General features: G+C 57.9%; 15 protein-coding genes and 1 riboswitch. Of the genes, 6 read left to right on the top strand and 9 right to left on the bottom strand.

Features of this window, described 5'->3' with window-relative positions; genetic code table 11:
* Positions 1-146 precede the first annotated feature (146 nt).
* Positions 147-2,288 carry a TonB-dependent siderophore receptor gene (locus ACERY3_RS16540; protein ID WP_373226029.1) on the top strand — a complete coding sequence of 714 codons (2,142 nt, stop codon included), beginning with the start codon at positions 147-149 and terminating at the stop codon, positions 2,286-2,288.
* 83 nt (positions 2,289-2,371) lie between these two features.
* Here ACERY3_RS16540 and parE read toward each other — a convergent pair whose 3' ends face one another.
* Genes parE through nudF form a run of 5 tightly spaced genes read right to left on the bottom strand, consistent with a single transcriptional unit; the run spans position 2,372 to position 6,780 of the window.
* Positions 2,372-4,264 carry a DNA topoisomerase IV subunit B gene (gene parE / locus ACERY3_RS16535; protein WP_029740698.1) on the bottom strand — a complete coding sequence of 631 codons (1,893 nt, stop codon included), beginning with the start codon at positions 4,262-4,264 and terminating at the stop codon, positions 2,372-2,374.
* Positions 4,265-4,292: 28 nt separating this feature from the next.
* Complete coding sequence (gene yqiA / locus ACERY3_RS16530; protein ID WP_008502976.1) at positions 4,293-4,874, bottom strand: esterase YqiA; 582 nt, start codon at positions 4,872-4,874, stop codon at positions 4,293-4,295.
* The gene (cpdA, locus tag ACERY3_RS16525; RefSeq protein WP_024906493.1) at positions 4,874-5,701 is read right to left on the bottom strand and encodes a 3',5'-cyclic-AMP phosphodiesterase; all 828 of its coding nucleotides are present in this window, start codon (positions 5,699-5,701) and stop codon (positions 4,874-4,876) included. The genes yqiA and cpdA overlap by 1 nt, the downstream gene beginning before the upstream one ends.
* A 27-nt stretch (positions 5,702-5,728) precedes the next feature.
* Positions 5,729-6,151, bottom strand: a complete 423-nt coding sequence (locus ACERY3_RS16520) for a DUF1249 family protein (protein WP_003862516.1) — start codon at positions 6,149-6,151, stop codon at positions 5,729-5,731.
* Complete coding sequence (gene nudF / locus ACERY3_RS16515) at positions 6,148-6,780, bottom strand: ADP-ribose diphosphatase (RefSeq protein ID WP_039263006.1); 633 nt, start codon at positions 6,778-6,780, stop codon at positions 6,148-6,150. The genes ACERY3_RS16520 and nudF overlap by 4 nt, the downstream gene beginning before the upstream one ends.
* A 204-nt stretch (positions 6,781-6,984) precedes the next feature.
* Here nudF and tolC point away from each other — a divergent pair, with 204 nt between their 5' ends.
* The 3 genes from tolC (at position 6,985) to ACERY3_RS16500 (ending at position 10,487) form a co-directional block, all read left to right on the top strand.
* Complete coding sequence (gene tolC, locus ACERY3_RS16510) at positions 6,985-8,463, top strand: outer membrane channel protein TolC (protein ID WP_058841726.1); 1,479 nt, start codon at positions 6,985-6,987, stop codon at positions 8,461-8,463.
* A 192-nt stretch (positions 8,464-8,655) separates the two neighbouring features.
* Positions 8,656-9,324, top strand: a complete 669-nt coding sequence (locus ACERY3_RS16505) for a DUF1190 family protein (RefSeq protein ID WP_029740695.1) — start codon at positions 8,656-8,658, stop codon at positions 9,322-9,324.
* A 2-nt stretch (positions 9,325-9,326) separates the two neighbouring features.
* On the top strand, positions 9,327-10,487 hold the full coding sequence (locus ACERY3_RS16500; RefSeq protein ID WP_032659903.1) for a glutathionylspermidine synthase family protein: 1,161 nt from the start codon (positions 9,327-9,329) through the stop codon (positions 10,485-10,487).
* Between the two features lie 92 nt (positions 10,488-10,579).
* On the opposite strand, the gene ygiD is transcribed toward ACERY3_RS16500, so the two are convergent.
* A complete protein-coding gene (gene ygiD / locus ACERY3_RS16495) occupies positions 10,580-11,368 on the bottom strand; it encodes a 4,5-DOPA dioxygenase extradiol (RefSeq protein ID WP_058841727.1) in 789 nt (262 codons plus the stop codon).
* A gap of 196 nt (positions 11,369-11,564) precedes the next feature.
* On the opposite strand from ygiD, the gene zupT reads away from it, so the two are divergent.
* A complete protein-coding gene (zupT, locus tag ACERY3_RS16490; RefSeq protein ID WP_033146665.1) occupies positions 11,565-12,338 on the top strand; it encodes a zinc transporter ZupT in 774 nt (257 codons plus the stop codon).
* 32 nt (positions 12,339-12,370) lie between these two features.
* Here the strand turns inward: zupT and ribB are convergent, their stop codons facing one another.
* Complete coding sequence (gene ribB, locus ACERY3_RS16485) at positions 12,371-13,024, bottom strand: 3,4-dihydroxy-2-butanone-4-phosphate synthase (RefSeq protein WP_010435670.1); 654 nt, start codon at positions 13,022-13,024, stop codon at positions 12,371-12,373.
* A gap of 106 nt (positions 13,025-13,130) precedes the next feature.
* Positions 13,131-13,281, bottom strand: a riboswitch (FMN riboswitch).
* Positions 13,282-13,400: 119 nt separating this feature from the next.
* Between ribB and ubiK the strand changes: the two genes are divergently transcribed.
* Positions 13,401-13,697 carry a ubiquinone biosynthesis accessory factor UbiK gene (ubiK, locus tag ACERY3_RS16480; protein ID WP_348597936.1) on the top strand — a complete coding sequence of 99 codons (297 nt, stop codon included), beginning with the start codon at positions 13,401-13,403 and terminating at the stop codon, positions 13,695-13,697.
* A 118-nt stretch (positions 13,698-13,815) separates the two neighbouring features.
* Here the strand turns inward: ubiK and hldE are convergent, their stop codons facing one another.
* Positions 13,816-15,246, bottom strand: a complete 1,431-nt coding sequence (gene hldE / locus ACERY3_RS16475; RefSeq protein ID WP_048979123.1) for a bifunctional D-glycero-beta-D-manno-heptose-7-phosphate kinase/D-glycero-beta-D-manno-heptose 1-phosphate adenylyltransferase HldE — start codon at positions 15,244-15,246, stop codon at positions 13,816-13,818.
* A gap of 40 nt (positions 15,247-15,286) precedes the next feature.
* The gene (gene glnE / locus ACERY3_RS16470) at positions 15,287-18,145 is read right to left on the bottom strand and encodes a bifunctional [glutamate--ammonia ligase]-adenylyl-L-tyrosine phosphorylase/[glutamate--ammonia-ligase] adenylyltransferase (RefSeq protein WP_139153172.1); all 2,859 of its coding nucleotides are present in this window, start codon (positions 18,143-18,145) and stop codon (positions 15,287-15,289) included.
* Positions 18,146-18,150: the final 5 nt, after the last annotated feature.

Below are 18,150 nucleotides of genomic sequence, written 5' to 3'. Positions count from 1 at the left end.
TTTACTACTACATTCGCGCATGATTGAATGATTCTCAATTACATGTCCGATGCCCACCGTGGCTAACGGACAGACCGTAAAGGGCAATGACTCACACATTTTTCCGCGAAACGTCATTCGCGGGATATTTCGGGATAACAGATGTAATGGCTACGTTCACACCTTCACTCTCTGGGGTAAAAGGGCGCGCGCTCTTTTCACTGCTGTTTATGGCGCCGCTGGTGCAGGCAGCAGATAACACCGCGACTAAAGACGGCGAAACGCTTACCGTCACCGCCGATCCAAATACGACGGCGGAGGCCACGAATGGCTATCAGCCGTTGAATACCTCCACCGCGACGTTAACCAACATGCCGATGCTGGACATCCCGCAGGTGGTCAATACCGTCAGCGACAAAGTGCTGGCGGATCAGCATGCCACCACGCTGGATGAAGCGCTCTATAACGTCAGCAACGTGGTGCAGACCAACACCCTGGGCGGTACGCAGGATGCCTTCGTGCGCCGCGGATTTGGCGCGAACCGCGACGGCTCGATCATGACCAACGGCCTGCGCACCGTGCTGCCGCGCAGCTTTAATGCCGCAACCGAGCGCGTGGAGGTGCTGAAAGGCCCGGCCTCGACGCTCTATGGCATTCTCGATCCGGGCGGACTGATTAACGTCGTCACCAAACGCCCGGAGAAGACCTTCGGCGGTTCAATTTCTGCCACCTCATCCAGCTTTGGCGGCGGCACCGGTCAGATCGATGTTACCGGCCCGATTGACGGCACGCGCCTGGCGTATCGCCTGACGGGCGAATATCAGGACGAGGATTACTGGCGTAATTTCGGCACCGAACGCAGCACCTTTATTGCCCCGTCGCTGACCTGGTTCGGCGACGACGCCACCGTGACCGTGCTCTATTCGCATCGCGACTATAAAACGCCGTTCGATCGCGGAACGATCTTCGATCTCAACACTAAAAAAGCCGTCAACGTCGATCGCAAAACCCGCTTCGACGAACCGTTTAACGTGACCGACGGACAGTCCGATCTCGCTCAGCTCAACGCGGAGTATCGCCTTAACAGCCAGTGGACCGCGAAGTTCGACTACAGCTACAGCCAGGATAAATACAGCGATAACCAGGCCCGCGTGATGGCCTACGATTCAAAAACCGGCAACCTGACCCGCCGCGTGGATGCGACCCAGGGCTCGACCCAGCGTATGCACACGACGCGCGCGGATCTGCAGGGGAACGTGGACATCGCGGGCTTTTACAATGAGATCCTGACCGGCGTGTCGTATGAGAATTACGATCTGCTGCGTACGGACATGATCCGCTGTAAGAACGTTAAGGACTTCAATATTTACAACCCGAGCTACGGCAGCCTCGGCAAGTGCACCACCGTCTCGGCATCCGACAGCGATCAAACCATTAAGCAGGAGAGTTACTCCGCCTACGCGCAGGACGCGCTGTACCTGACCGATAAGTGGATCGCCGTCGCCGGAATGCGCTATCAGTATTACACTCAGTACGCGGGGAAAGGCCGTCCGTTTAACGTGAACACCGACAGCCGCGACGACCAGTGGACGCCGAAGCTGGGTCTTGTTTATAAGCTCACCCCGGCGGTCTCGCTGTTTGCCAACTACTCTCAGACGTTTATGCCGCAGTCGTCCATTGCGAGCTACATCGGCGACCTGCCGCCGGAAACGTCAAACGCGTATGAAATAGGCGCTAAATTCGACCTGTTCGACGGCATTACCGCCAATATCGCGCTGTTTGATATCCACAAGCGCAACGTGCTGTACACCGAAAACATTGGTGATGAAACCTTCGCCAAAACCGCGGGCCGCGTGCGCTCGCAGGGCGTGGAGGTGGATCTTGCCGGGTCATTGACCGAGAACACCAACATTATCGCCAGCTACGGCTATACCGACGCGAAGGTGCTGGAAGATCCGGACTATGCGGGCAAACCGCTGCCGAACGTGCCGCGCCATACCGGCTCCCTGTTCCTGACCTACGATATTCACAATGCGTTTGCCGGGAATACCCTGACGCTGGGCGGCGGCGGGCACGGCGTAAGCCGTCGCTCAGCAACCAACGGTGCGGATTATTATCTGCCGGGCTATTTCGTGGCGGACGCGTTTGCGGCGTACAAGATGAAGCTACAGTATCCGGTGACGCTGCAGGTGAACGTGAAAAACCTGTTTGATAAGACCTACTACACGTCGTCCATTGCGACCAACAACCTGGGCAACCAGATTGGCGATCCGCGCGAAGTGCAGTTTACGGTGAAGATGGAGTTTTGATGTAAAAAAGCCCGGTGGCGCTAACGCTTACCGGGCCTAGGATCCATTCCCTCTCCCGGCGGGAGAGGGTTAGGGTGAGGGCATCAGGCCTCAATATCCGCCATATCGCCTTTCTCCTGCAGCCAGTTACGTCGGTCTTCCGAACGTTTCTTGGCAAGGAGCATATCCATCATGGCGTTGGTTTGCTGCTCGTCTTCATCGCTGATCGTCAGCTGCACCAGACGGCGCGTGTTCGGATCCAGCGTCGTTTCGCGCAGCTGCATCGGGTTCATCTCGCCCAGCCCTTTAAAGCGCTGCACGTTCGGTTTGCCCTTCTTGCGCTTCAGCTGTTCCAGCACGCCCGCTTTCTCTTCTTCCGTCAGCGCGTAGTAAACCTCTTTGCCGAGGTCGATACGGTAGAGCGGCGGCAGCGCCACGTGGACGTGACCATTTTTCACCAGCGTTTTGAAGTGCTTCACGAACAGCGCGCACAGCAGCGTGGCGATGTGCAGACCATCGGAGTCCGCATCCGCGAGGATACAGATCTTGCCGTAGCGCAGCTGGCTCAGATCGTCGCTGTCCGGATCGATGCCGATCGCCACCGAGATATCGTGCACTTCCTGCGAGGCCAGCACTTCATCAGAAGAGACCTCCCAGGTGTTCAGGATCTTACCCTTGAGCGGCATGATCGCCTGATATTCACGATCGCGCGCCTGCTTGGCCGATCCGCCCGCCGAGTCCCCTTCCACGAGGAACAGTTCGGTACGGTTGAGATCCTGCGCGGTACAGTCCGCCAGCTTGCCCGGCAGCGCAGGGCCGCTGGTCAGCTTTTTACGCACCACTTTCTTCGCGGCACGCAGACGACGCTGAGCGCTGGAAATCGCCATTTCGGCCAGCATCTCTGCCGCCTGAACGTTCTGGTTCAGCCACAGGGTAAACGCATCTTTCACCACGCCGGAGACGAACGCCGCGCACTGACGTGACGACAGGCGCTCTTTGGTCTGACCGGCAAACTGCGGATCCTGCATCTTCACGGAGAGCACGTAGGCGCAGCGATCCCAGATATCTTCCGCCGACAGCTTCACGCCGCGCGGCAGAATATTGCGGTATTCGCAGAACTCACGCATCGCGTCCAGCAGCCCCTGACGCAGGCCGTTGACGTGGGTACCGCCGAGCATGGTTGGGATCAGGTTGACGTAGCTTTCGGTCAGCAGCTCGCCGCCTTCCGGCAGCCACAGCAGCGCCCAGTCCACGGCTTCGGTATCGCCGCTAAAGTTACCGACAAACGGTTTTTCCGGCAGCGTCGGCAGGCCGTTTACCGCTTCGCACAGGTAATCGTTCAGACCGTCGGCGTAGCACCAGGTTTGTGCGGTATTGTTAACGTGATCGGTAAAGGTGATTTCCACGCCCGGACACAGCACCGCTTTGGCTTTCAGCAGGTGCGTCAGGCGAGAAACGGAAAAACGCGGGCTGTCGAAGAAGCTTTCGTCAGGCCAGAAGTGGACGCTGGTGCCGGTGTTGCGTTTGCCGCACGTGCCGACAACCTGCAGATCCTGCACCTTATCGCCGTTTTCAAACGCGATATTGTACACCTGACCGTCGCGACGGACGTTCACTTCCACGCGTTTGGACAGGGCGTTCACCACGGAAATGCCCACGCCGTGCAGACCACCGGAGAACTGGTAGTTCTTGTTGGAAAACTTACCGCCCGCGTGCAGACGACAGAGGATCAGCTCAACGGCAGGCACGCCCTCTTCCGGGTGGATATCCACCGGCATGCCGCGCCCGTCGTCGATGACTTCCAGCGACTGATCGGCGTGCAGAATGACGTCAACGCGTTTGGCATGGCCCGCCAGCGCTTCGTCCACACTGTTATCAATAACTTCCTGGCCCAGATGGTTTGGGCGCGTCGTATCGGTGTACATCCCCGGGCGGCGGCGAACCGGCTCAAGCCCGGTGAGGACCTCAATGGCATCAGCGTTATAGGTTTGCGTCATGATTTAAACTAGCAATTCGCATTGATTGTCAGTGGCTGTGCAGTCCAAGAAAATCGACAATCTGGGTGAAATGATTCTCAAAGCCCGTGAAAGCATGGTTTCCGCCCTCTTCTATAGTCTGGCGGCAGGAGGCGTAATACGCCACTGCCTGGCGGTAATCCAGCACTTCATCACCCGTCTGTTGCAGCAGCCAGATGAGATCCGGTGCCTCAAGCGGGTCGACCTGCATAACTTTGAGATCGTAAATATGGCGTGACTCTAGCACATATTGCTGCCCGGTGTAGGGGTTCTCGTTTTCGCCAAGAAAGTCCCTCAGCAGCTCAAATGGCCGTACCGCCGGATTAACCACAACGGCGGGCAGCATGAAGCATTGTGAGAGCCAGGTGGCGTAGTACCCGCCCAGGGATGAACCGACCACACCGAAGGTTTCGCCGCCGTGCGCAAGCACAATAGATTCCAGCATCTCCGCGGCCTCTGCCGGGTAAGGCGGCAGCTGCGGGATAATCATCTCAACGTCGGGGTGATGCTCGCTCAGCCACTGGCGAAACTGTGTCGCTTTTGCAGAGCGCGGCGAGCTGTTGAATCCGTGCAGATAAAGGAGCGTAGACATCAATAGCCTTCTGAAGCGGTATCCGGGCGGAATTTTGCACCGGTCAAACGGCAGACTTCCGTGGTCAGCGTGCCGTCGGCATGCAGTTCCAGCCAGCGCCAGCCTGGCGCGATGGTGTCAAGCGTAAAGTTGGCGCAGTGCGGCTTAAACTGAACGCAGGTCGACGGCGTCGCCAGCATGCGGCGCCCGTTCCAGTCGAGATCCTGTTCCTGATGAATATGTCCACACAGCAGATTTTTCACCCGCGGGAACTTCGCCAGCACGCGATCCAGCGCCGCGGAGTTGCGCAGGCTGTGCTGATCGAGCCAGCTGCAGCCCGCCGGCAGAGGATGATGATGAAGCAACAGCAGCGTGTGACGTTCAGGTTCAGCAGCCAGTTTGGTCTCAAGCCAGTCGAGCTGAAACTCGCTTAACTCACCGTGCGGGACGCCAAACACCTGGCTATCGAGCAGCAGGATCTGCCACTGTTCACCCGCAAAAACACATTTCGCCGGAGAAATTCCCGCATCCTGAAGAGAACTGTACATGGCGGGCTGGAAGTCATGGTTTCCCGGCAGCCAGACGCAAGGCACACTAAAGCTCGCGATGCCTTCAGCAAAATGCTGGTAGGCCGCGGAGGACTGATCCTGCGCCAGATCGCCCGTTGCGACAATCAGATCGCATGCACGGTTTTCAGCGTGAATGGCGCTAAGTACCGCCTGATAACTCTCCCAGGTGTTGACCCCCAGTAGCGTTTCATGCTTTTCGGCAAAAAGGTGGGTATCGGTGATTTGTAATATCCTGACTGGCGCCCCACCAGCAACAGTCAGGTTCAACAGGCTTTCCAAATGGTGTCCTTAGGTAGGTTTATGACGCTAACAAACCGGAATCGCCATTGCTCCATGTGCTAAACAATATCTTAGCCAGTCGGCTAAAAACTGGTTAATTTGATGCTTTTCGTCGCGTTGATGCAACTTTTTATTCGGGTAATCATACCGCGCCTTGAAGCGAAAGATCTGCTGGCTTGAACACACTTCAGCGACCATCGCGTCGTGATAGAGGCGCACCGTCATCGACGGCAGGCTCCAGTAGCTAATGCTGGGTGCCGTTTGCTCAATCTCCACCAGCGTAGTGTAGCGCGTTGATTCTGTTATCGTTAACCGATACTGCGCGTTGCTCACCTGATAGCTTACCGTTTCGCCGGGTGCGTCGTTTCGCGGCAGCAGGCGGCGCAGCTGTGCGAAATTGGTTTCGCACAGGCGCATCATTTCTGGGAAGTCAGGCGTATAGCGCTTCATTTTTTCCACTCGTTTCGTAATGTCTGATAATGCAGCTGCAGCCATTGCAGGGCGATGACAGACGCTGCGTTGTCGATTTTCCCCTCTTCTACCCACTGATAAGCCTGTTCCCGGCTCACCACATGAACCCGAATATCTTCGTTTTCATCTGCCAGACCGTGGATCCCTTCCGCCGTCGTGGCGTCCACTTCGCCCACCATTATGGACAGGCGCTCGCTGGTACCGCCCGGGCTTGCCAGATAGCTCAGCACCGGTTTTGTACGGCCCACCACCAGTCCGGCCTCTTCCAGCGCCTCGCGACGGGCGACGTCTTCAACAGACTCACCTTCTTCGATCATCCCGGCCACCATCTCCAGCAGCCACGGGCTCTCACTGACGTCATAAGCGGCGATGCGGATCTGCTCCACCAGCACAACTTCGTCACGCACTGGGTCAAAGGGTAGCAAGACTGCCGCATGCCCGCGCTCAAAAATTTCGCGTCTGATTTCGCCGCTCATTTCCCCGTTAAACAGGCGATGCCTGAAACGGTAAAGATCCATTGAAAAAAAACCGCTATAAAGCGTTTCTCGTGCAATAATTTCTACATCGTTTTTGGCGAATGTCACGGGCAACTTTTCTGTTTTTTGCATGAGTCGAGTCCTGGTAGCAATGGTGATGAAATTGTGAATTTCAAGGCTGTTTGGCTGCCGTTTGTAAGGGTATATGGTAGATTGGTGCAAATTACCGCCAGATGGCACGTTACGCCAACCTTTTGGTATGGAAGATTCTGTTAGAATCGGCAATTATTTTTTAATTAGATCAGCGCTAATACTGCTTCACAACAAGGAATGCAAATGAAGAAATTGCTCCCCATCCTTATCGGCCTGAGCCTGACGGGCTTCAGTGCAATGAGCCAGGCGGAAAACCTGTTACAGGTCTACCAGCAGGCACGTCTGGGCAACCCTGATTTACGTAAATCAGCGGCCGATCGTGATGCTGCGTTTGAAAAGATTAACGAAGCGCGTAGCCCCTTGCTGCCACAGTTAGGTTTAGGTGCAGATTATACCTACAGCAACGGTTTCCGCGACGCTAACGGCGTAAACTCCAATGCTACCAGCGCCTCACTGCAATTGACACAGACGCTGTTTGATATGTCCAAATGGCGCGCCCTGACCCTGCAGGAAAAGAGCGCGGGTATCCAGGATGTGACCTATCAGACCGACCAGCAGACGCTGATCCTGAACACCGCCACGGCGTACTTCAACGTGCTGAGCGCGATTGATGCACTCTCCTACACCGAAGCGCAGAAACAGGCGATTTACCGCCAGTTAGATCAAACCACCCAGCGTTTCAACGTGGGCCTGGTCGCGATCACCGACGTGCAGAACGCCCGTTCACAGTACGACACCGTGCTGGCTAACGAAGTGACCGCGCGTAACAACCTCGACAACGCGCTGGAATCCCTGCGTCAGGTCACCGGGAATTACTATCCTGAGCTGGCGTCGCTGAACGTGGACAGCTTTAAAACGGATAAACCGCAGGCCGTTAACGCCCTGCTGAAAGAGGCGGAAAACCGCAACCTGAGTTTGCTGCAGGCGCGTCTGAGCCAGGACCTGGCCCGCGAGCAAATTCGTCAGGCGCAGGACGGCCATCTGCCAACCCTGAGCCTGAGCGCGTCTACCGGTGTCTCTGATACGTCCTACAGCGGCTCTAAAACCAATACGTCCCAGTATGACGACAGCAATATGGGTCAGAATAAAGTGGGTCTGAGCTTCTCCCTGCCACTGTATCAGGGCGGTCAGGTCAACTCTCAGGTGAAACAGGCGCAGTACAACTTTGTTGGCGCGAGCGAGCAGCTGGAAAGCGCCCACCGCAACGTGGTGCAGACCGTACGTTCCTCCTTCAACAACGTGAACGCCTCGATCAGCAGCATCAACGCCTATAAACAGGCCGTTGTGTCTGCACAGAGCTCTCTGGATGCGATGGAAGCGGGCTACTCGGTCGGTACACGTACTATCGTTGACGTGCTCGACGCGACCACCACGCTGTACAACGCGAAACAGCAGCTCTCCAGCGCGCGCTACCAGTACCTGATTAACCAGCTGAACATCAAACAGGCTCTGGGTACGCTGAACGAGCAAGATCTGCAGATGCTGAACAGCGCGCTGGGCAAACCGGTCTCCACCTCTCCGGACAGCGTTGCGCCGGAGAACCCGGAGCAGGTTGCCGCGGTTGATAACTTCAACGCTAACAGCAACACCCCTGCGGCACAGCCGGCCGCTGCGCGTACCGCTACATCCGCCAGCAAAGGCAATAATCCGTTCCGTAACTAAGAGTGTCATCAGGCCCACTGCGGCCTGATGCCCTCCACCCCGCCCCTCTCCCACAGGGAAAGGGGCGCATCTGAATCACATCCGAACGTAAGCCAACGTAAAGATCCCCCTGATTCCGCCCCTCTTCGCTTCATTTTCAACCACTCATCCTCTATCCTGAGCGTTATTACCACTGGGTCCTGGAAGACAAACATGAAACGGACAAAATCCATAAATCACGCTTCGTTCCGCAAGAGCTGGAACGCGCGTCACCTCACCCCTGTTGCGCTGGCGGTCACGGCTGTCTTTATGCTGGCAGGCTGTGAGAAAAATGACGAAACGGTTTCGCTGTATCAAAACGCAGACGACTGCTCCGCCGCAACCGGCAAAGCCGCCGAATGTAAAACGGCTTACACCAGCGCGCTGAAAGAAGCGGAACGTACTGCGCCGAAATATGCCTCACGCGAAGACTGCGTGGCGGAGTTTGGTGAAGGTCAGTGCCAGCAGGCACCGGCTCAGGCAGGCACCGCACCTGAAAATCAGGCGCAGGCTCAGTCCAGCGGCAGCTTCTGGATGCCGCTGATGGCAGGCTACATGATGGGTCGTCTGATGGGCGGCGGTGCGGGCTACCAGCAGCAGCCGCTGTTTAGCTCGAAAAACCCGGCCAGCCCGGCTTACGGTCAATATACCGATGCCAGCGGCAAAGGCTACGGCGCAGCGACCCCTGGCCGCACCGTGAACGTTCCGAAAACGGCGATGGCGCCGAAGCCTGCGACGACCAGCACAATCACCCGCGGCGGGTTTGGTGAATCTGTGGCGAAGCAGACCAGCATGCAGCGTAGTGCGACAGGCACCTCCTCTACTCGCTCAATGGGCGGCTGATCATGGAACGAGTCAGTATCACCGAGCGCCCGGACTGGCGCGAAAAAGCCACCGAGTACGGTTTTAACTTCCACACCATGTACGGCGAGCCGTACTGGTGTGAAGACGCCTATTACAAGCTCACGCTGGCTCAGGTGGAAAAACTGGAAGAGGTGACGGCCGAGCTGCACCAGATGTGCCTGAAGGTCGTGGAAAAGGTCATCGACAGCGACGAGCTGATGGCAAAGTTCCGCATTCCGAAGCACACATGGGGCTTTGTGCGCCAGTCGTGGAAAACGAATCAGCCTTCGCTTTACTCTCGCCTGGATCTGGCGTGGGACGGCAAAGGTGAACCGAAGCTTCTGGAAAACAACGCCGATACGCCAACCTCTCTGTATGAAGCGGCGTTCTTCCAGTGGATCTGGCTGGAAGACCAGGCCAATGCCGGAAACCTGCCGGAAGGCAGCGACCAGTTTAACAGCCTGCAGGAAAAGCTGATTGAGCGTTTTGCCGAGCTGCGTGAACAGCATGGCTTTAACCTGCTCCATCTCGCCTGCTGCCGCGACACGGAAGAAGACCGTGGCACGGTTCAGTATCTGCAGGACTGCGCCGCCGAAGCGGAAGTGGCGACCGAGTTCCTCTATATCGAGGATATCGGCCTGGGTGAAAAAGGTCAGTTTACGGATATGCAGGACCAGGTGATAAGCAACCTGTTCAAGCTCTACCCGTGGGAATACATGCTGCGCGAGATGTTTTCCACCAAGCTGGAAGATGCTGGCGTGCGCTGGCTGGAGCCGGCCTGGAAGAGCATTATCTCTAACAAAGCCCTGCTGCCGATGCTCTGGGAGATGTTCCCGAACCACCCGAACCTGCTGCCAGCGTATTTTGCGGAAGATGATTACCCGCAAATGGAGAAATACGTCGTTAAGCCGATCTTCTCCCGCGAAGGCGCAAACGTCTCGATTATCGAAAACGGCAAGACGCTGGAAGCGGTTGAAGGGCCGTACGGTGAAGAAGGGATGATCGTCCAGGAGTTCTATCAGCTGCCGAAATTTGGCGACAGCTATACCCTGATTGGCAGTTGGCTCATTAACGATCTGCCGGCCGGGATTGGCATTCGCGAAGATCGCGCGCTGATCACGCAGGATCTGTCACGCTTTTATCCGCACATTTTTGTCGAATAGGCCGCGGCCTGATGCCCTCACCCCGCCCCTCTCCCACAGGGAGAGGGTGCAAACACTAAAAACGGCAACCTGAGGTTGCCGTTTTGCTTTTATTATCCCACCTGCACCGACAGCATACTCAGACTCCCCATCTCAATACCGTCGACCGGGATCGTAACCGGCTCCTGACCATCCCACGCGCCAAGAATGTACAGCAGCGGCAGGAAGTGTTCCGGCGTCGGGTTAGAGAGCGAACCGCCTTCGTGATCCAGATAGTTCACCAGGGGATGCTCCTCAGCCGGGCCTTGCCAGGTCAGGTTCGCTTTGACGTAGTCGTTAAAAGAGGTTGCCCACGGGTACGGCGTGTTCTCACCGTGCCAGCGTGCGGTACGCAGGTTATGCACCACGTTGCCGCTCGCCACCAGCATGATGCCTTCATCACGCAGGGTTGCCAGCTTACGCCCCATCTCCAGATGCCAGGCCGCCGGTTTAGTGCTGTCGATACTCAACTGCACCATCGGGATATCAGCGTCAGGATACATTTTAATCAGCACGCCCCAGGAGCCATGGTCAAAGCCCCAGGCCTCTTTATCCAGCGTCACAGGGACAGGCGCCAGCAACTCTACCAGCTTTTGCGCCAGCTCAGGCGAGCCGGGGGCCGGATAATGCGTGTCGTACAGCGCCTGCGGGAAGCCGCCAAAATCATGAATGGTTTTTGGCGCTTCCATGGCGGTCACGCCCGTCCCGCGGGTAAACCAGTGCGCAGACACCACCACGATCGCTTTCGGACGCGGCAACGTCTCGCCCAGATGACGCCAGGCGCGGGTATAGACGTTGTCTTCCAGAACATTCATAGGGCTACCGTGGCCTAAAAACAGGGCTGGCATACGGGAAGAAGTCATGGTGATATCCTTACAGAAGGTGTCAATTTAATGGTGCTACATTACGCGCAATCCGGCAAAGATGAACGCAGATAAGCGTGAAGATCATCATCAGGAAATTTGAATGTAAGGAATGTGTAAAGCCGGGTTTTCACCCTCGCTTTGCCAGAAATGAATCATTTATATTAATGAGAATGATTATCATAAGGAGCAATGCATGTCAGTCCCCCTGATCCTGACCATACTGGCGGGCGCCGCGACCTTTATCGGTGCGCTCCTCGGCGTGCTCGGCCAAAAGCCCTCTAACCGCGTACTGGCCTTCTCACTGGGCTTTGCTGCCGGGATCATGCTGCTCATCTCCCTGATGGAGATGCTGCCTGCCGCATTGGGCACAGAAGGCATGTCTCCGCTGCTGGGCTACGGCATGTTTGTCTTTGGCCTGCTGGGATACTTTGCCCTCGATCGGATGCTACCGCACGCGCATCCGCAGGATTTAATGCAGAAAAACGTGACGCCCATGCCGCGCAATATCAAGCGTACCGCCGTGCTGTTAACGCTTGGCATCAGCCTGCACAACTTCCCGGAAGGGGTCGCTACCTACGTGACGGCCAGCAGCAATCTTGAGATGGGCTTTGGCATCGCGCTGGCGGTCGCCTTACACAATATTCCTGAAGGACTGGCCGTCGCCGGACCCGTGTATGCCGCAACGGGATCGAAACGCACCGCGGTGTTCTGGGCGGGCATTTCCGGGATGGCCGAAATCCTTGGCGGCGTACTGGCCTGGCTGATCCTTGGTAGCCTGGTCTCTCCGGTGGTGATGGCGGCGATTATGGCCGCGGTAGCCGGGATCATGGTTGCGCTTTCGGTGGATGAACTGATGCCGCTGGCGAAGGAGATCGATCCTAACAACAACCCCAGCTATGGCGTGCTGTGCGGAATGTCGGTGATGGGATTAAGTCTGGTTCTGCTGCAGACCGCAGGAATCGGGTAAAAAAACGCCGGGATATCCCGGCGTTTTTATTTTCAGCTGGCTTTGCGCTCGTGCGCCTGGCGATACTCAACCAGATCTTCAATCGTGACCACCGGCATGTTGTGCAGGCGGGCAAAGGTAATGCATTCCGGCGCGCGCGCCATGGTGCCGTCATCGTTGGTCAGTTCGCACAGCACGCCAGCAGGTTTGAAGCCAGCCAGCGTCACCAGGTCGATCGTCGCTTCGGTGTGACCACCGCGGGTCAACACGCCGCCCGCCTGCGCACGCAGTGGGAAGACGTGGCCTGGACGGTGCAGATCGGATGGCTTCGCACCATCAGCAATCGCTGCACGTACGGTGGTCAGACGGTCAGCCGCAGACACACCGGTGGTCACGCCATGCGCAGCTTCAATGGTCACGGTAAAACCGGTACCAAAGGCGCTGGTGTTGTTTTCGACCATCATCGGCAGCTCGAGCTGCTTACGACGATCTTCGGTAATACACAGGCATACGATGCCGCTGCCGTGACGGATGGTCAGCGCCATCTGTTCAACGGTCATATTTTCGGCGGCGAAAATCATGTCGCCTTCGTTTTCACGGTTTTCATCGTCAAGCACCATCACACCGCGGCCTTCGCGCAGTGCATCCAGTGCATGTTCAACACGTTGAGTTGAAGTGCCAAAAGAGGAAAGTAGCGTCTGATTCATGGTAAAAAAACCTCATTAACATTATGGTTACCAGAATCAGGGCAGTCTTAGGAGCGCCGTATAAGCGGCAAAAAGATAACGTGAGCGGGCCCATGCCCGACTTGATCGTTACTCTCTCCCATCCGGACTCTAACCGTCGGCCCCGGAATTACACCGGATCTGCTGACCTTTGAGTTTTCACCCAAAGCGCTCGCGGGCTTTCAGCGTCACGCTGATTTACCGCCGGTGGGGAATTTCGCCCCGCCCTGAGAATAAGCGAGATAACTATAACGCTATTGATTATCCTGGGCAATGCATAAGCATCAAACAATTTTGTTTACCCCGGGCATGACGCGCTACAATGGACACTAACACTTTTCCATCAAGGGAAACGCCAATGATTGACCCGAAAAAAATTGAGCAGATCGCGCGTCAGGTTCATGAATCTATGCCAAAAGGCATTCGTGAATTTGGTGATGACGTAGAAAAGAAAATCCGCCAGACGCTCCAGGCGCAGTTGGTTCGCCTTGATTTAGTCAGCCGCGAAGAGTTTGACGTGCAGACCCAGATTCTGCTGCGCACCCGCGAGAAGCTGGCGCTGCTGGAACAGCGTCTGAGCGAGCTGGAAAACCGCAATGCGCCGGAAGAAGTGAAGCCGGCACCGGCCATTCCACCGGTGGACGACCAGGAGTAAGTGCGGCCTGTTGTGCCCGGTGGCGGCTACGCCTTACCGGGCCTACATGAACGCGTAGGTCGGGTAAGGCGCAGCCGCCACCCGACATAAAAAAACGGGCCAGCTGGCCCGTTTTTTTTTACTGACTGTCTTTCTGGATTTTCTTGATGATGTTGGTGGTTGAGCACCCGTCCTCAAAGTTGAGCACCATCACCTCGCCGCCGTTCGCCCAGACCTCTTCGCTACCTGCGATTTGCTCCGGCTTGTAATCCCCACCTTTTACCAGCAGGTCCGGCAGAATTCCGGCAATCAGGCGCTGCGGGGTATCTTCTTCAAACGACACCACCCAGTCCACCGCTTCCAGCGCGCCGAGCACAATCATGCGCTGCTCGAGCGGGTTCACCGGACGCGTTTCGCCCTTCAGGCGTTTCGTCGATGCATCGCTGTTAACCGCCACAATCAGGCGATCGCCCAGCTTGCGCGCGTTCGCCAGATACGAAACGTGGCCCGCGTGCAGAATGTCGAACACGCCGTTGGTCATCACCACTTTTTCACCACGCTTGCGCGCGGCGGCGACGGCCACCTTCAGCTCGTCTTCGGTCATGACGCCAAAACCGGTATCCGCACGACCGCGCACCGCGTTTTCCAGCTCGATTGGCGAAACGGTTGAGGTCCCAAGTTTACCGACGACCACGCCCGCCGCGGCGTTAGCGAAGTAGCACGCCTCTTCCAGCGAGTTTCCTGCTGCCAGCGTCGCCGCCAGCACGCCGATCACCGTATCACCGGCACCGGTCACGTCGTACACTTCCTGCGCCTGGGTTGGCATATGCAGCGGCGCTTTGCCCGGCTGCAGCAGCGTCATCCCCTGCTCGGAGCGGGTCACCAGCAGCGCGGACAGCTCGAAGTCAGCAATGATCTTCATGCCGCGCTCAACCAGTTCGTCCTCGGTTTTGCACTTACCCGCCACCGCTTCAAACTCGGAGAGGTTTGGCGTCAGCAGCGTCGCGCCGCGATAGCGCTCAAAATCGGTCCCTTTCGGGTCGATCAGCACCGGCACGTTGGCTTTACGCGCTAGCTGAATCATCGTTTGCACGCTCGCCAGCGCGCCTTTGGCGTAGTCGGACAGCACCAGCGCGCCAATATTGCCCAGCGCCTGGTTGATACGCTCGTGCAGCGGCTCAGGATCAACGCCTTCGAACCCTTCTTCAAAGTCGAGGCGGATCAGCTGCTGGTTGCGCGACAGCACGCGCAGTTTCGTAATCGTTGGGTGGGTCGGAACAGAAACGAAGTCGCACTTCACGTTCACGTCCGCCAGCGACTTGCTCAGCGCGCGCGCCGCATCGTCGATGCCGGTCAGGCCCACCAGACGCGACTGCGCGCCCAGAGAGGCAATGTTCATCGCCACGTTTGCCGCGCCGCCGGGACGCTCTTCAATGGTGTCGACCTTAACCACCGGTACCGGTGCTTCCGGAGAGATGCGGCTTGTAGGCCCATACCAGTAGCGATCCAGCATCACATCCCCAACAACCATTACCCCAGCACGTTCAAACTCTGGCAGTGTTACTTTCATTCCTGACTCCAGAAAGATTCACAATTTGCGCGCGATAATATCACACTTGATTTGTTACGCACGGTTCCACCAGCCACTTCTGCCAGCTGGCCGTTACCTGAGCACGTTCATGAGCAAAACAGTCCAGCGCCACGTGCCCCGGCTGCTCCTGCAGCGCCAGGTGATGAAGCTCATCGCGAAGCGTCGTGTAGGCGCGGGTTAAAGCCTGCGCCTCCTGCTCGTCCATGATGTCATTTTGCGCCAGCAGCTCCAGAATGCGCACGTTATCGGACCAGCGCGTCAGCTTCGGCTTGTCGTGGGCGTGCAGCAGCACCAGATACTGGGTAATGAACTCAATATCGGTAATCCCGCCCTCGTCGGCTTTAATATCAAAGCGATCGCGGTGTTTATTGCCGAGATGCGCGCGCATTTTCTCGCGCATTTCGCGCACTTCCGTTTGCAGCGTGCTGCCATCACGCACGGTGGTCATAACCTCCCTGCGGATGACGTCAAATTGCGTTTTGAGCTGCGGATCGCCATACACCACGCGAGCGCGCACCAGCGCCTGATGCTCCCACGTCCAGGCTTCATTCTTCTGGTAATCGGCGAAGGATTCCGTTGAGGTCACCAGCATGCCCGCCGCGCCGGACGGACGCAGACGGGCATCCACTTCATACAGAATGCCCGACGAGGTGCGGGTGCTGAACAGGTGCATGATGCGCTGCGCCAGGCGCAGGTAGAACTGACGCCCGTCAATCTCACGCTCGCCGTCGGTCATTACGTCAACCGGGCAGTCGTGCAGGAAGATTAAATCCAGATCGGAGCTGTATCCCAGCTCCCAGCCGCCAAGCTTGCCGTACCCCACGACCGCAAAGCCGCGTCCTTCACGTTCGGCCAGGTGTTTCGGCTGGCCGTAGCGCGCCACCATCTGCACCCACGCCTGATGGACCACGGCGTCGATGATCGCCTCTGCAAGCCAGGTTAAGTGATCGCTCACTTTCATCACCGGCAGCGTTCCGGCGATGTCAGCCGCCGCCACGCGCAGCATCTGCGCCTGCTTAAACTGGCGCAGCGCCTCCAGCTGTTGCTCTTCGTCCTCTTCCGGCACGCGCAGCAGATACTGACGCAGCTCGTCCCGGTAGGCATCCGTCGCCGTGGGCTGATACAGCGTGTTCGGATCGAGCAGCTCATCCAGCAGCAGCGGGTAACGCGCCAGCTTGTTGGCCACCATCGGCGACGCGGCGCAGAGCGTAATCAGGTGCTTCAGTGCCCCCGGAAACTCGCTCAGGAGTTCCAGATACGTGGTACGCGTGATGATCCCGCTCAGCAGCGGCATCATGCGCGACAGCGGCACCGGCGCGTCCGCCCGCGAGCAGACCTCGCTCAGCAGGTGCGGCATCAGGTGATCCAGCACCTGACGGCCGCGCGGGCCGATGGCGCGTTTGTTCAGCTCAAGACGGAAATCAGCGATCAGCGCCACCACGCGATGGCGCGCGTCGTCGGTTAAGTGCGTCAGCACCGGCGTGGTGTCATCTTCCTGGAGCGCGTCCTGCCACAGCTCGCGCCAGTGCTCGGAAAGGGCATCTTCCTGCGATTCACTTTCGTCATCACCGATCAGCTCGTTAAAGATGCGGCGCACGCCCGCCATGTGGGCGTCCAGCCGTTCGGTTAACGCCGCCCAGTCGTCCACGCGCATGCCCCAGGCCAGGCGCGCCCGGTTAAGGTCATCGCCCGGCAGGGTCTGGGTCTGTTCGTCGTTGATACTTTGCAGCAGGTTTTCCAGACGACGCAGGAAAAGATAGGCCTCGCGCAGGGTTTGCGCGTCGCCGTCCGGCAGCAGGTGCAGCTGCTCGATGGCGCTCAGCGTCGGTAACAGCGAGCGGGACTGCAGGGACGGCTCACGGCCACCGCGAATAAGCTGGAAGACCTGAACGATAAATTCGATTTCGCGGATGCCGCCCGCGCCGAGCTTGATGTTGTCCTTCAGACCACGACGGCGCACCTCACGGGCGATCATCCCTTTCATATTACGCAGGGACTGGATCACGCTGAAGTCGATATAGCGACGGAATACGAACGGGCGCAGCATGGCGCGCAGCTCGTTGGCGTAAGCGTCGTCGCTGTCGCCCATGATCCGCGCTTTAACCATCGCATAGCGCTCCCAGTCGCGCCCCTGCTCCTGGTAGTAATCCTCCAGCGCGGCAAAGCTCAGCACCAGCGGTCCGCTGTCGCCAAACGGGCGCAGGCGCATGTCCACGCGGTAAACAAAACCGTCCTGCGTCGGCTGATCCAGCGCCTTAATCAGACGCTGGCCGAGGCGGGTAAAGAACTGGGCGTTGTCGAGCTCGCGACGGCCGCCGCGCGTGGAGCCGTTCTCGGGCCAGGCAAAAATCAGGTCGATGTCGGAGGAGAAGTTCAGCTCGCAGCCGCCCAGCTTGCCCATCCCCAGAATCAGCAGCGGCTGAGGAACCCCTTCCTCGCTGCACGGCGTGCCCCACTCTTTACAGCAGGCGGCGTAGAGCCAGTCGCGCGCGGCGACAATCAGCGTTTGCGCCAGCTCGCTTAACTGCTGCAGCGTGCTCTCTTCGCTCACCAGTTCCAGCGCCTGAGCCCAGGCAATGCGCACCATCACCCGACGGCGGAACTGGCGCAGGACGCGCATCAGCGTGGCTTCATCCGCAACGTCTTCGAGTGCGGTTTGCAGCCAGCCGGCGTAATGCCGCCACTCGTCCGCCTGCGGCGGCGCGTTCTCAAGCTCTGCCAGCCAGTCCGGGTTGGCGGTGATGCTTTCCTGCACAAAATCACTGAAGGCGAGCACGCTCTTCGCCTGCTCGCTTAACGATGACGCCGGTAATGACTCAGGCAGACGTTCGCAAACGGTCTGCCACTGCTGCTGTAACGGTGAAGAAAGCGGCATTATAGGGG

The organism is Enterobacter cloacae complex sp. ESBL7, from assembly GCF_041679625.1.
In the GTDB taxonomy this organism is placed as follows: domain Bacteria; phylum Pseudomonadota; class Gammaproteobacteria; order Enterobacterales; family Enterobacteriaceae; genus Enterobacter; species Enterobacter asburiae_B.
The sequence above is the reverse complement of the archived record's forward strand: the minus strand, read 5'-3'. Positions and strand labels throughout refer to the sequence as shown.

Coding starts and splice junctions, on each gene's coding strand:
- ribB (WP_010435670.1), bottom strand. CDS start 13,024: ATGAATCAGACGCTACTTTCCTCTTTTGGCACTTCAACTCAACGTGTT.
- nudF (WP_039263006.1), bottom strand. CDS start 6,780: ATGCAAAAAACAGAAAAGTTGCCCGTGACATTCGCCAAAAACGATGTA.
- zupT (WP_033146665.1), top strand. CDS start 11,565: ATGTCAGTCCCCCTGATCCTGACCATACTGGCGGGCGCCGCGACCTTT.
- ACERY3_RS16520 (WP_003862516.1), bottom strand. CDS start 6,151: ATGAAGCGCTATACGCCTGACTTCCCAGAAATGATGCGCCTGTGCGAA.
- tolC (WP_058841726.1), top strand. CDS start 6,985: ATGAAGAAATTGCTCCCCATCCTTATCGGCCTGAGCCTGACGGGCTTC.
- ACERY3_RS16505 (WP_029740695.1), top strand. CDS start 8,656: ATGAAACGGACAAAATCCATAAATCACGCTTCGTTCCGCAAGAGCTGG.
- ubiK (WP_348597936.1), top strand. CDS start 13,401: ATGATTGACCCGAAAAAAATTGAGCAGATCGCGCGTCAGGTTCATGAA.
- parE (WP_029740698.1), bottom strand. CDS start 4,264: ATGACGCAAACCTATAACGCTGATGCCATTGAGGTCCTCACCGGGCTT.
- hldE (WP_048979123.1), bottom strand. CDS start 15,246: ATGAAAGTAACACTGCCAGAGTTTGAACGTGCTGGGGTAATGGTTGTT.
- ACERY3_RS16500 (WP_032659903.1), top strand. CDS start 9,327: ATGGAACGAGTCAGTATCACCGAGCGCCCGGACTGGCGCGAAAAAGCC.
- ygiD (WP_058841727.1), bottom strand. CDS start 11,368: ATGACTTCTTCCCGTATGCCAGCCCTGTTTTTAGGCCACGGTAGCCCT.
- ACERY3_RS16540 (WP_373226029.1), top strand. CDS start 147: ATGGCTACGTTCACACCTTCACTCTCTGGGGTAAAAGGGCGCGCGCTC.
- yqiA (WP_008502976.1), bottom strand. CDS start 4,874: ATGTCTACGCTCCTTTATCTGCACGGATTCAACAGCTCGCCGCGCTCT.